Origin of the sequence: Bacillus sp. DE0042, from assembly GCF_007680225.1 — a bacterium.
In the GTDB taxonomy this organism is placed as follows: Bacteria; Bacillota; Bacilli; order Bacillales; family Bacillaceae_G; genus Bacillus_A; species Bacillus_A wiedmannii.
Genome location: NZ_VEJP01000012.1, coordinates 57,332 through 71,088, shown reverse-complemented (window position 1 = coordinate 71,088; position 13,757 = coordinate 57,332). Strand labels below are relative to the sequence as shown.

General features: G+C 36.2%; 13 protein-coding genes. 1 reads left to right on the top strand and 12 read right to left on the bottom strand.

The window, feature by feature from the left end; genetic code table 11:
- Positions 1-36: 36 nt before the first annotated feature.
- The 6 genes from FS802_RS28775 to FS802_RS28750 form a co-directional block, all read right to left on the bottom strand.
- Positions 37-1,002 (bottom strand): ABC transporter ATP-binding protein, encoded by a 966-nt coding sequence (locus FS802_RS28775; RefSeq protein WP_001294493.1) that lies wholly within the window; start codon positions 1,000-1,002, stop codon positions 37-39.
- Positions 999-1,979, bottom strand: a complete 981-nt coding sequence (locus FS802_RS28770; RefSeq protein WP_000030797.1) for an ABC transporter ATP-binding protein — start codon at positions 1,977-1,979, stop codon at positions 999-1,001. The genes FS802_RS28775 and FS802_RS28770 overlap by 4 nt, the downstream gene beginning before the upstream one ends.
- 10 nt (positions 1,980-1,989) lie before the next feature.
- On the bottom strand, positions 1,990-2,913 hold the full coding sequence (gene opp4C, locus FS802_RS28765; protein WP_000451061.1) for an oligopeptide ABC transporter permease: 924 nt from the start codon (positions 2,911-2,913) through the stop codon (positions 1,990-1,992).
- A gap of 12 nt (positions 2,914-2,925) precedes the next feature.
- A complete protein-coding gene (locus FS802_RS28760) occupies positions 2,926-3,882 on the bottom strand; it encodes an ABC transporter permease (protein WP_000860699.1) in 957 nt (318 codons plus the stop codon).
- 103 nt (positions 3,883-3,985) lie between these two features.
- The gene (locus tag FS802_RS28755) at positions 3,986-5,713 is read right to left on the bottom strand and encodes an ABC transporter substrate-binding protein (RefSeq protein WP_000730685.1); all 1,728 of its coding nucleotides are present in this window, start codon (positions 5,711-5,713) and stop codon (positions 3,986-3,988) included.
- 234 nt (positions 5,714-5,947) lie between these two features.
- The gene (locus tag FS802_RS28750; RefSeq protein ID WP_000483396.1) at positions 5,948-6,055 is read right to left on the bottom strand and encodes a hypothetical protein; all 108 of its coding nucleotides are present in this window, start codon (positions 6,053-6,055) and stop codon (positions 5,948-5,950) included.
- Positions 6,056-6,163: 108 nt separating this feature from the next.
- Between FS802_RS28750 and FS802_RS28745 the strand changes: the two genes are divergently transcribed.
- Positions 6,164-6,361, top strand: a complete 198-nt coding sequence (locus FS802_RS28745) for a hypothetical protein (protein WP_000369258.1) — start codon at positions 6,164-6,166, stop codon at positions 6,359-6,361.
- A gap of 11 nt (positions 6,362-6,372) precedes the next feature.
- Here FS802_RS28745 and FS802_RS28740 read toward each other — a convergent pair whose 3' ends face one another.
- The 6 genes from FS802_RS28740 to abc-f form a co-directional block, all read right to left on the bottom strand.
- Positions 6,373-7,518 (bottom strand): ABC transporter permease, encoded by a 1,146-nt coding sequence (locus FS802_RS28740; RefSeq protein WP_000758391.1) that lies wholly within the window; start codon positions 7,516-7,518, stop codon positions 6,373-6,375.
- A gap of 12 nt (positions 7,519-7,530) precedes the next feature.
- Positions 7,531-8,727, bottom strand: a complete 1,197-nt coding sequence (locus tag FS802_RS28735; protein WP_000834531.1) for an ABC transporter permease — start codon at positions 8,725-8,727, stop codon at positions 7,531-7,533.
- Between the two features lie 15 nt (positions 8,728-8,742).
- On the bottom strand, positions 8,743-9,675 hold the full coding sequence (locus FS802_RS28730) for an ABC transporter ATP-binding protein (protein ID WP_098655189.1): 933 nt from the start codon (positions 9,673-9,675) through the stop codon (positions 8,743-8,745).
- A 138-nt stretch (positions 9,676-9,813) separates the two neighbouring features.
- A complete protein-coding gene (locus tag FS802_RS28725) occupies positions 9,814-10,470 on the bottom strand; it encodes a response regulator (RefSeq protein WP_000619340.1) in 657 nt (218 codons plus the stop codon).
- Positions 10,467-11,660, bottom strand: a complete 1,194-nt coding sequence (locus FS802_RS28720; RefSeq protein WP_000902009.1) for a sensor histidine kinase — start codon at positions 11,658-11,660, stop codon at positions 10,467-10,469. The genes FS802_RS28725 and FS802_RS28720 overlap by 4 nt, the downstream gene beginning before the upstream one ends.
- A gap of 150 nt (positions 11,661-11,810) precedes the next feature.
- Positions 11,811-13,691, bottom strand: a complete 1,881-nt coding sequence (abc-f, locus tag FS802_RS28715) for a ribosomal protection-like ABC-F family protein (RefSeq protein WP_088106812.1) — start codon at positions 13,689-13,691, stop codon at positions 11,811-11,813.
- Between the last annotated feature and the right edge of the window lie 66 nt (positions 13,692-13,757).

Sequence of the window (13,757 nt, the reverse complement as noted above, 5' to 3'; positions counted from 1 at the left end):
AAAAGGACTCTTTCAATTTGAAAGGGCCCTTTTCTTTTATACATGATGACAAGCAACAAAATGCTCTTCACCAACATTACGGAATTCTGGTACCGTTTGTTTACAAATATCTGTTGCAAACGGGCAACGTGTATGAAAGCGACAACCCGAAGGTGGATTTGCTGGACTTGGAATATCACCCTCTAGTATAATCCGCTCTCGCTTCACTGTTGGATCTGGTATTGGCACAGCTGATAACAATGCTTTTGTATACGGATGCAGTGGGTTCGTAAATAACTCATCACGCGGCGCTGTTTCCACAATCGTTCCTAAATACATAATTCCAATTTTCGTACATAAGTGCTCTACTACGCTTAAATCATGTGAAATGAACAAATAAGATAGTCCCTTTTTCTCCTGTAACTCACTAAATAAATTAATGATCTGTGCTTGAATAGATACATCTAGTGCTGCCACAGGTTCGTCAGCTACTATAAATTCCGGATTTAATACCATAGCTCTTGCGATAACGATACGCTGACGTTGTCCACCAGAAAACTCATGAGGATACCGGTCAATATGATATGGGGCTAAGCCACATAACTCTAATACTTCTGTCACTTTTTCACGAACATTTTCTTTCGTCGCTAGTCCGTGAGCCAACATCGGCTCGCCAAGTGCTTCTCCAATTCTCATTCTCGGATTTAATGAGCTAAATGGATCTTGAAACACAAGCTGCATATTAGGACGATGTTTTCTCAATTCCTCTTTTGATAGAGAATGAACATCGTGTCCTTTAAACTTCACTTCTCCCTCCGTTTTTTGAACGAGACGTAAAATTGTTTTTCCTATCGTCGTTTTTCCGCTTCCTGATTCACCAACGAGACCGAACACTTCGCCTTTATTAATAGTAAAACTTACTCCATCAACTGCTTTCACATGTCCAATCGTTCTACTAAATATGCCGCCTTTAATTGGGAAATATGTTTTTAAGTTTTTTACTTCTAATAATGGTTCACTCATTGTCCCGCACGCTCCTCATATAACCAGCAAGCTACTTTATGATTCTCATCATGTACATTCAGATTTGGCGCTTCTTCTTTACATATTTCCATACAATGCTCACAACGACCGCTGAAGTAGCAGAATTCATCCAAACCAACTAAATTAGGAACTTGCCCTGGAATAGAATATAATTTATCTATTCGTTTTCCCATCACCGGTTTTGATTTCAACAACCCTTTCGTATACGGGTGTTTCGGATTTTGGAATATTTCTAGTACTGGTGCCTCTTCAATAACTTTCCCGCCATACATAACGACAACGTAATCAGCCATCTCAGCTACAACACCTAAATCATGTGTAATTAATAAAATGGATGTTTTAAATTCTTCTTTTACTTGTCTTAATAAGTCTAATATTTGGGCTTGAATCGTAACATCAAGAGCCGTTGTCGGTTCATCCGCAATTAATAACTTCGGATTACAACTAAGTGCAACAGCAATCATAATACGTTGTAACATGCCACCACTCAGTTCGTGCGGATAAGAATGGACGATTTCATCCGCACGAGCTATACCAACTTTACGAATTAACTCAATCGCCTTCTTATACGCTTCATTTTTGCTAAGTAATTCATGCTCTCTTAACGTCTCTACAATTTGTTCACCTACAGTGAAGACAGGATTTAGCGATGTCATCGGTTCTTGGAAAATCATCGCAATATCATTTCCTCGTAAACTACGAAGCTCTTTCTCTTTCATTCCTAAAAGACTTTTTCCTTCATATAAGATATCTCCACCTACTACACTGCCTGATTCAGCAATAAGTCCCATAATAGATAAAGCTGTTACACTTTTCCCGCAACCCGATTCGCCTACAACACAAACCGTTTCACCTTCTCGAACTGTAAAACTAACATGATTCACAGCCTTTACTGTTCCTTCTTCTGTCTGAAAGTGTGTTTGTAAGTCTTTCAGCTCCACTACCGCTTTACTCATACCTTCTCACCTACCGTCTCATCTTTGGATCTAACGCATCACGAAGTGCATCACCAAGTAAATTAATGGATACAACTGTTATAAAAATTGCAAAACCAGGCGGAATCCATAACCAAGGACGCTTTTGGAAATCAATTAACGAGTTAGCTGCACTAATCATATTCCCCCATGATGGTGTAGGTGGAACGACGCCGAGACCTAAGTAACTTAGTGCGGATTCCCCTAAAATAGAACCTGCAACGCCTAATGTGGATACAACAATTAATATCGGTAAAACATTAGGAATTAAGTGATAGATAATTTTCCGGTAATCTTTTATTCCTAGCACATCAGCAGCTTGCATAAACGCTTGCTCTCTAAGCGATAAAATTTGACCTCTTACAAGACGTGCAAGCCCCGGCCAACCTACTAAACTTAAAATAATCATAATGACATACAGACGATAATCAGACGGTACTTTCCACTCTGATAAAATCGCCCCCATTATAATAAGTAACGGTAATCCTGGCATCGACATTAAAATATCTGCAAGACGCATAATAATATTATCAACGATGCCACGATAAAATCCTGCAATAGCCCCTAATACAGCTCCTAGTATTACTGATAAAACCATTGAAGCTAGGCCAATTGTTAATGAAATTCGTCCCGCTTGCATAAGTCTCGTTAAAATATCTCTTCCTAATTGATCTGTACCGAGCCAATGAGAAAAACTAGGTGGTTTGTTAATTAACGCAACTTGTATTTTCCCTGATGCATATGGCGAAAAGAATGGACCGATAAAACAAAATAAAAACATAAAAATTAATGCATACAATCCTACGAGTGCCATCTTATTTCTCTTTATCCGTTTAATAGCTTGTCGCCATGGTGATGATTCATTTTTTCTTCTCTTTTTTTCTTTCTTCTCTGTAATCGCTGTAACAGTTTCCATCTCGTTCCCCCCTTACTTCAACCGAATTCGTGGATCAACAACTGCATATACGATATCTGCGAAAAAATTTGAAACGATTGTTAAACAAGAAAGAAACATCGTAAATGCCATCAATACTGTATAATCACGGAAATTTAGTGCTTCTAATTGAATACCACCAATCCCTGGCCAGTTAAAAATTTGTTCAATAATAATTGCCCCAGAAAACAATCCAGGTAACTCAAACGCAAGCAATGTAATAGCCGGTAAAATGGCATTTTTTAATGCATGCTTATAAATAACAGTCTTCTCTTTTAACCCTTTTGCTCGTGCTGTTCGTATGTAATCTTGTCTTACAACCTCTAACATACTCGTTCTAAAATAACGAGTTAATGAGCCCACACCAAGAAGAGTCAAAATAAATACCGGTAAAACCATATGCTTTGCAACTTCTATCACATAAGCGAATCCGGTTGAATTACTACCAACATCAATCATTCCACCTATTGGCAATAACTTAAGATCAACTGCGAACACCTTAATTAGAAACAGACCTATAAAAAATGAAGGAAATGACATTGCTGCAAAGATACCAATTGTTACAAGCTTATCGAATAAAGAATGTTGTTTTGTCGCTGAAAATACACCGATAATAAGTGCAATTAACCAAATAAAAAACAATGCAATAATTGCTACACTAAAAGAGTTCCAAATAAATTTATTTAATAATGATGTTACAGGTTCTTGATATTGAAGCGAAAAACCAAAGTCTCCTTGTAACGCATTACCTAACCAATGAAAATAGCGCTCAACAATTGGCTTATTTAATCCATACAATTCCCGAAGCTCTGCCGCCCTTTGCGGTGTAATCTTAGGATTCGAATCAATATAATCCCCTGGAAGAAGTGCAAACAGGAAAAAAATAACAACTGACGTTCCCAAAAGTGTAGGAATCATTTGTAACAACCTACGAATGATATACGTTTTCACCCTTTTTCTCTCCAATCTTATGCTTAAAATAGAAGAACATTTTTTCGAATCAGCATATTACTAGCCGAATGAAAAAATGTCTTCTACTTATACATTCTTCTCGTTATTTTTCAATAGATAATACTGGCGAGTTCGAACTAATACTGTCATACTTCTCAGGATCAATTCCTTTAATGTTTCCATTGTAAGCTGTGATGATTCTACGATAATTTAATAAAATTACTGGCGGATCCTCACTTAGTTCTTTGTACAGTTCTTTGTAAATCGGTTTACGTTTCTCAATATCTACAGTTTCAATTCCTTTTTTAATTAATGCATCTACTTTTTCGTTTTTATAACCTAGGGTATTATCATCACCTTCCGAGGAGTAACCACTTACAGTTTCACTTGGATCTGTTGTAATTGGTGTTGCAACAGAAGCTAAATCATAATCGCCTTTTTTCACTTTTGATAGCATCGTATTAAAATCCATAAATTCAGGATTGAACTCAACACCTAATTCTTTATAGTTCTCTTTTGCTATCGGAATAAATAAATCACCTTCTTTTGCTGAGCTTGCACCATAATACGTTAATTTAAGTTTTTGACCATCTTTTTCACGAATTCCGTCTGAACCAGCTTTCCATCCAGCTTCATCTAATAATTTCTTCGCCTTATCTAAGTTATATTCGTACTTATTAATGCCCTCTTCTGTATAAGCCCAAGATGTTGGATGAATTGGAACATTTGCTACCGTACCGTATCCTTTCAAAGCTGTATCTACATATTTTTTACGATCCAATCCATAAATAAGAGCTTGACGAACTTTCTTATCTTTTAAATACGGTTTTTTACTATTCATTCTTATATAACTAAATGAAGCAGCTGTCTCTATTTCAACATTTGCAAACTGCAAACTCTTCACTTGTTCTAAAATTTCATCCCCGTAGCCTACTCCTGTATAATCTATCTCACCTGTTTGGAATAATTGGAATTTTGTATCCGGTGAAGTAATCTTATAAATAAAGTTTTGGATTTTTGGTTTACCTGCATAATAATTTTCATTTGCTATAAAACGAACTTCCTGTCCTGGGATATACTTTTCAAACTTATATGGCCCCGCAGCTATCGGTTTTCCATATAACTCTTTTAAATAATCTAAACTAGTATTTTGTTTATACTCTTTTCCATAATAAGCTTTCGATAATACTGGACCACCTAAAGCAATTAGCGCTTGTGAGTTAACTTTTTCGGTCGTAATTTTAATTGTTTGTGGATCCACAACTTGAATTCCTTCAATAGACGTTGCTTTTCCTTCTTTATATTCCTTTCCACCTTTAATTGCATATTGTGAAATATCATCTCCGCCTTCATACGCTTTATCATGTAGAAGTGATAATGTAAATGCTACATCGTCAGCGGTTAATGGCGATCCATCACTAAATTTCAAGTCTTTGCGTAAATGAAATGTATATGTTAATTGGTCTGAAGAAACATCCCACTTCTCAGCAAGATCTGGTATAGGTTTTCCTTGTTTATCTGTTGTAACAAGGGAAGCAAAAATAACCGATGTCACATTGCCATCCCAACCGTTCTCTTGAAAGTAAGGTAAGAAAACTCCCCCAGGCTTTGAGATACCAGAAATAAACGTATCTTTTCTATTTTTTGCCTTATCAGGTACTTTCGTCTTATCTGTAGCCGCCATTTTTTCAACTTTTATATTTTTTAAATCTTGCTGTTTAACCGGTTCTGTAGAAGCCGTATCTTCCTGTCCCCCACAAGCAGATAACACAAGCGAACTACTCAGTAATACTGAAAATACACCAGCCCATTTTTTTGTCTTTTTCTTCATTGTCCCCACCCTAACTTTTTTTAATAATTAAACCTTATGAACTGCTTGCCTTATGTATGCCTCCCACAGCAACATTTTATAGCCAATCGGAAAAGTCGGTTTTAATCGTAAAAAAATAGATGTTTTTGAGGGGTAACAATCCTATTCCGACCTTTCCGGTAGACTTTATGGTTATTAGCTTATATCGTCCGTTATATTTTGTCAATTCTTTCTAAAAAAATATTTCGAAAATTTTTATTCTATCTTTAATTTAGGTAAACTTAATAAAATACCGTTATAGTTATCTTCTTGTAATCCTTGAATTCGTGCATTATGTGCAGACACCTCTTTGCTATTAAACATATCAATCGTTCTCTTTTATTTCGTATTAAAAAATTAAAAATTCACTTCTATTCGTTCAGTATGAAACATAGAATACTAATAACCAATTACCAAAAAGGGGGCGAAAACATGGACAACCTATTCCAATACGTCCTGCACTACGTATTATTAACAATTATGATAGTCGGGGCTCTATTACTATTCCCATTCTTCCCAAAGTTCGTCCTCTTTTTAGCTTTTTTTATTATGCTCGGGATCGCTATTATCATTTCAACAAGGGAAGATACCACACAAAAAGAAAACAGAGTTCAGCGTGTAAAGCTGTAACTCTGTTTTTTTCAGTCGTAACGTATTCTTGTTAAACTAATTATGAAAAAGACCCCTGCAAATAAAATGAGTATACCAATATATCCTCCTATATCTGCCAATGTACCTCCCCTTACAATTAACTCCGTAAAGCCACGCATCGCCCAAGTTTGTGGAACAAAGTTTGCTACCGTTTGCATCCATGCTGGTTCAATTTCAATCGGCCAATAAAGACCACCAATCATGCATGTTGAAATCACAACGATATTTCCTAACGCTGACTGTTGTTCTGTTGTTTTTACGATGCTTGCTAATAATAAGGCTATACCAATGACAGCTAATAATAATACGGAAACGAGTATAATAACCCCTAATAAATTTCCCCACTGCACATCAAATAAGGAGTGCGTTAATATCATTAAAACACCGAATTGAATCCAACCTATTAAAAAGAACGATAGGATATACCCTGCTAATATTTGAACTTTTGAAACCGGCGTTCCTAATAAACGAGACCAAACACCAAGTTGTCTAGCTTTCAAAATAGTCCCCGTCGCACTTAACATAACAATCATAACGAATAGAATTGAAAAGCCTGCCGCTCGTCCTGTAACGTCATTTAACTTTTGATCATCATGTGAAATTGACTCTTTTTGAATCGAAACAGGTTCTACTTTTGTATAAATTTCTTTATACATTGTTTCCCACGAAGTGTTACTTTTCTTCTCAAAATCTCTCGCTGCGCTAACTTCTATCTCCATTTTTTTTAACGTACTTGCCAATACTTGCTCTACAGAAGTTCCACCAGTAAAATCAGCACTGGCTTGAAACTGAATACTTTCTATCCTTCCATCTAGCATACTCTTTTGAAAGTCTTTCGGAATAATAACTATGCCGGATGATTTTTTGTTTTCAATCTTCTGTTTTCCTTCCTTATACGTTACCTTCTCTATAGAAATTAAGTCACTTTTCTTTATGTCCTCGTAATACTTGCTAGATAATACAGAACCATCTTCATCTACTAAGCTAACATTTACTTTCGTATTCCCACTTCCACCTAAAAGGCCGCCGAAAATGAGTGTAAAAATAATAGGCATTCCAAACATGAGTATATAACTTTGTGGTTTTATTAAAATTTGTTTTAACTCTAGCCAACAAAGTGCCCAAACCTTCTTCATCATTTCCCCCTCCTATCTCGTACGTAAACGTAATGTTCCTATCATAACGGAGACAATTCCCGCACTACATAAACTAAAAATAACAGGGAGTAGCACATCCCAAGGTGTTCCCGACATAATATTTAAGAAACTTGTAAGTGCCCATTTATTCGGAGCAACATTCGCAATGGTTTGAAGTGTATCAGGGAATACATAAATCGGTAACATCGATCCCCCTAATATAGCGAGTATTTGAATACCGATTCCTCCCATTACATCTGCCGTTTTTTCCTCACGAATAAAAGCTGCAATTAACATAGATAAACCAGAAACACAAATTGCATAAGAAATTCCCACCGCTACTATTTGGGACAAGTCTCCGCCCCATTCCACTTGAAACATAAAGTGTGTAGCAACTATAAACATTCCTAATTGTATACAAGCAAATAATAATGTACCTAAAAACTTCCCGAATAAAATTGAAAATGAGCTCGTCGGTGTACTGAACAAACGCGCCAATGTTTCAGTTCGTTGCTCTGTTACAACTGACTTTGCACCTACTGTTATGTTATATAGTAAAAACATGACTAACATCGCTGCTGCATAATATTGCATCGCTGCAACTGTTTTTTTACCTATCGTTCCTTTTTCAATGTTATTTGCACCCGAAGTTGCTACTGTTTGTAAATCTCCACTCACTTCTTTTGCAACTTGTTCCACATTACTATGCTGAGACTTTGCTAATTCCGTCACAACACTTTTAGTAGATACCGCAACTGTTTGAACACGCTCTGAAAAAGAACGGATCATTGATTCAGCGATTTTTGCTTGTATATCTTTTGATGGGTCTATAAAAACCTTTGGTTCTTTTAATTTTCCATCTTGTACTTGTTCGCTCCATTTATTTGGGATGACAATTCCCACATCGATTTTCTTTTCCTTTAACATACCTTCAAGCTCTTCCTGAGAATTAACTATCTTTACTTTCACATCATCTTTTAATTCTTTAGATTGCAATACGTCTTTTTGAAAGACATCTGCGAACTCATCAGTTCCTACTTGATAATAGCCAATCACCGTTTTTGGTAGTCCACCATTATCAAATATATTACTTAACGCTGAACCTAAAATCGCTGTTAATAAAAGCGGCATAATTAACATCATAATAAATCCACGCCGATCAATTAAACGTATTTTTAAATCTTTCCATGCAATAATAAAACTTTTCATCCCGCACTAACCTCCTTAATCACGAAGTGAACGTCCTGTTAATTGTAAAAAGAGTGCCTCTAAATTCGGTTCTTGCACTTCAAGCTTTAAAATCTGAGCGTTGTTCTCCACAACTACTGACACAACTGTACCAATGGAGTCGCCACCATTTAGTCCAATATCAATCGTACTATTATCTTCATCAAAAATAATTCGTTCAACAACAGATAGTGCTTTCAACTTTTGTAGCAATTCCGTACTATAACGATTTAATTGCAATCTCACTATAAATCCATCTGCCAGGCGATTACATAGCTCCCTTTTCGTTCCTAATGCAATTAACTTTCCATGATCAACAATTGCAATTCTTTCACATAAATACTCTACTTCTTCCATGTAATGACTCGTATAAATGACCGTCATACCTTTTTCATTTAACTTTTTAACAGTCTCTAAAATATGATTTCTCGATTGCGGATCAATCCCAACTGTCGGTTCATCCATAATTAACAACTCTGGCTCATGCATAAGTGCTGCACCAATATTAATACGCCTTTTCATTCCACCTGAAAATATTTCAATTTTATCTTTTCCACGGTCCTGTAAACCGACGTAAGCTAATACTTCCTCCGCTCGCTCTTTTGCAACTTTTCCATTTAAACCGTACATCTTTCCCCAAAAAACCAAATTTTCCTTCGCTGAAAGTGTCGGATACAACGCAATATCTTGCGGAACAATACCAATTTTCTTTTTCGCCTCTAATGGATATTCTTTTACAGATTTCCCACCAACCTTGATATCACCACTATCGTATGGAATTAACCCGCAAATCATTGATATCGTCGTTGATTTTCCCGCTCCATTTGGACCAAGCAATCCAAATGTTTCACCTTTTTTCACTTCAAAAGAAACATTCTTTATGATTTCCTTCTTACCAAATGATTTCGTAATATGATCTATGACTAACATACTGATTCAGCCCCTTTGCATTCATTTACAATTTCATTGTAGAAAAATCCCTTCTCTTCTCCATCACCCTTGAGATAGAAATACAAAATAAAAAAGCAGCAAATTTTGCTGCTTTTTCACAATTATATATGCCAAAAGTCATGTGTACATCGTGATGCCATACCTTACTGCGTATATGGCTGCTTGCGTTCGATCTCTCAGTTCTAACTTACTAATTAAATTAGAAACATGATTCTTAACAGTTCCTTCTGTAATAAATAGCTTTTCCGCAATCTCTTTATTATTTAAACCAAGTCCAATTTCTCTTAAAACATCTACTTCCCGCTCAGTTAATTGCGCTAATTGTTCTGGTATGGTGCACTCTACTGCTACTTTTGTCTTTTTTAATTCTTTTATGATTTGCGCTGTTATATCCTGAGGAAGCACAGCCCCTCCACTATGCACCGTTAAAATTGCTTGAGCGATTGCATCTGTCTCCATGTCCTTCAATAAATAACCACTTGCTCCTTGCTCCAATGCTTCAAAAATAAGCTCACTATCACTAAAAGTCGTCAACATAAGAACCTTTATATGAGGGAACTGTTCTCTAACTAAACGTGTTCCTTCAACACCATTCATACGAGGCATCCGAATATCCATCAAAATAATTTCAGGATGTAGCTCTTTCACTTTTTGTATCACTTCGTCTCCATCCGTAGCCGTTCCCACTACTTCAAGTTCTGGACGTAAATTTAACAACATCGCTAAACCATCACGAATGAGTGATTGATCATCAACAATCATAATACGAATCATACCGCTCCCCCTATTATCCACTTTTTCTCCTGAAGTGGAAATTCAATCTGTAACTGAAAGCCTTTTTCTATCTCACTTTCAAATTGAATAGCTCCCCCATGTTCCTCTACACGTTCTTTCATATTAAGTAAACCAAAACCTGGGCTTACCTCGTTAACTCCCACGCCATTATCCAAAATGCATAGTTTAACTTGTCTCGTCGAACAAGTTAAACTCACTTCACATAAACTCGCTTTCCCATGCCGCTTTGCATTCGTTAAAGACTCTTGCATAACCCGGAGCAGTGTGGGTTGTAGTGACAACGGAATCAAAACCGGATCCCCTTGTAATTGAAAAGATACTTGTACTTTCGTCGCTTTAGAATATCCATGTAACATTTCACGCATATTCTCTATTATGTTCCCTAGTTTACCTTCTTCTTTTAAGGCATGTACAGAAGCTCTCACCTCTTGAAGTGATTTTCTAGCTAGCCCATGACATGTATGTAAAACCTCTTCCGTAGTGTCCGATTTTTGTTTCCACAAAGCCTCTGCCAGTTGTAATTGAACAAGTAAGGCAGTCATATTATGACCAACTGTATCATGAATTTCTCGGGCAATATCATTCCGCTCCCGAACAGCAGTCAATTCTTCCACCTCTTTAGCATATAACCGTAATTGTTCATGCGCTTCTTTTAGAGCTGTATGAGATAATGCTAATTCCTCATATTGCTCATCTACCATTTTCCGAGCAGCTGTAAGTTTTTTTATTAAACTTCCAGCTAAAGCACTAAAAACGATGAACATGAAATTAATGGAATTACTCTCCAATTCTAAACTACCTGTATGTTGATACGCATGTAATATATTTATAAGCCAACAAAGAAAGAAAAAAGTAATAAAAAAGTACTTCATGCTTCTACGAAATTCATGAATAAATAGCCCTACTGCATCAATTCCAAATATAATTAAATATAAACACGTCTCGGGAAATAAAAAACCCAATAACGCTGTGACAATTCCATTCGCTAATAGTGTATAAAAAACAAGTTTTTTATTCCCACTTACTTTTACAAGCAAAATATGATTCACAATATAAATCAAAAGTGCAGCGCCGACAAAAAATTGTAAATGTGCTGTTTCACGTGAAACATGGTTTGCATAAACGAAACAAATCATGACGATTGTAGCAATCCGCGCATATCCTAACATAAAATTCTCCTCACGTTTTAATAACCTAAAGTTCGTCTCTTTATAATAATAACAAGAAAATTATACCATTTCTTCTCTTTCCTTATACAAAAAAGAGCAAGCCCTCCCTCAAAATATGAGAAAACAACTTGCCCTTTCATTCTATTTTCTTTACTCCACAATATTCTCTAACTCATTATATAACTCCGCTCGTAACAACTCTTTCTTCGTTTTTTCTTCATACAATTGTTCAAGCATTTCAACATCAACTACATGTTCCATCTTACACTCAAGCATATATATATCCTCTTCTACATGCATTAACTCCGTTTCAATATCCTCAACATTCCTAACTTCTTTCTTTTTTACAGGAGCTGTTTCCATACTTTTTCTTCCTTGGCGTTGCTGCTTTATTACTTGTTTCTCGAGCTTTTCTTCCCACTTTTGACGAGCCCATGCGTAGTTCCCTGCAAACTCAAATAATTTATGCTCATCAATCCAATACGTCTTTTCAAATAACTTATTTAAAAAATAACGATCATGTGAAACAGCTAAAATCGTTCCATTATATTGCTCAAGAGCTTCCTCTAAAACTTCCCTTGATTCAATGTCGAGATGGTTTGTCGGCTCATCTAAAATTAAAAAATTGATATCTTGATACATAAGTTGCGCAAGTCTTAACCTCATTTTTTCTCCACCGCTCAGTTGCGTTACTTTCTTAAACACCGCTGGACCATAAAATAAAAACTTAGCTAATATATGTCTCGCTTCTCCCTCTGTTACAGCTACATATTCCCTGAAAGCCTCTAATACATTACTCTTCATATTTCCGTACGCATGTTGTGATAAATAACCGATTTTCACACTACTACCAATCCGAATTTCTCCAACGTCTGGCTCTATTTCTTCTAATAATAACTTTAGTAGCGTTGTCTTTCCTGTACCATTACGACCAACGATCGCCGCACGCTCTTGAAAACGAACATGTAAATTCGCTTCGTTAAATAAAGGGTGGTCAGCAAACCCTTTACTCACTTCTTTCATTACAACAACATCTTTCCCACTTCTCTCTTGCCCTTCAAACTGAAGTCCCATTTGTTTTCGTTCTAAAATAGGTTTCTTTAGTTTCTCTATACGTTCCAGTGCACGTTCCATACTTCTCGCTCTCTTATGCAATCCTTCATTCGGAGGATTCGCCTGATTTGCCCATTCACGTAGTCGCTTAATTGCTTCTTTCATTTTCTTTATTTTCTTTTGCTGTTCTTGATAAGCCTGAAACTCCTGAAGCAACCGTTCTTCCTTTTCCTCAACAAACTGAGAATAGTTCGTATGATACACGTGAATCTCTCCATCTTCTAAATCAAAAATCTTCGTTACAACTTCATCAAGAAAATAGCGATCATGTGAAATGACCATAACCGTTCCATTGTATTCTTTTAAAAATTGCTCTAGCCATTCTACTGCGAATAAATCTAAATGATTGGTTGGTTCATCTAATAGAAGTAAATCTGGTTTCTGCAATAACATGTATGCAAGACTTACCTTTGTTTGTTCCCCACCACTTAACTCCAAAAATGATCGTGGAAATAGTTCTGTCACCTGTAGACCATTTGCTACCTTCATCAAGTTCGCTTCTATTTCATAACCACCAAGAAACGCAAACTTTTCTTGGATTACTCCGTATCTCTCCATTAATTTTTGTAAAGCAGATGGTTCCCGTTCTTCCGCCATATTTTTTTCTAAAGCACGCATTTCTCTTTCTAATTCCTTTTCTGTTTTAAAAGCGGAACTCAATACATCATATACAGTCATACCCTCATCAAATTTCGGAATTTGTGCCACATGACCAATACGTGTACCTTTCTTCATATGAATGGCTCCTGCATCCAAACTTTCCATTCCAGTTAGAAGCTGAAAGATTGTTGTCTTCCCACTACCGTTACGACCAACTAATCCAACACGTTCACCATTCTTTATTTCAAGCGATATATTTTCAAATATGATGTTTCCACCAAAAGATTTCGTTACATTATTCACACTACAAATTGTCATTTTCCGTACTCCTTTCAATATAAAAAACCATGGGAAAGAAACATTCCCCATGGTTTTCGACATAGA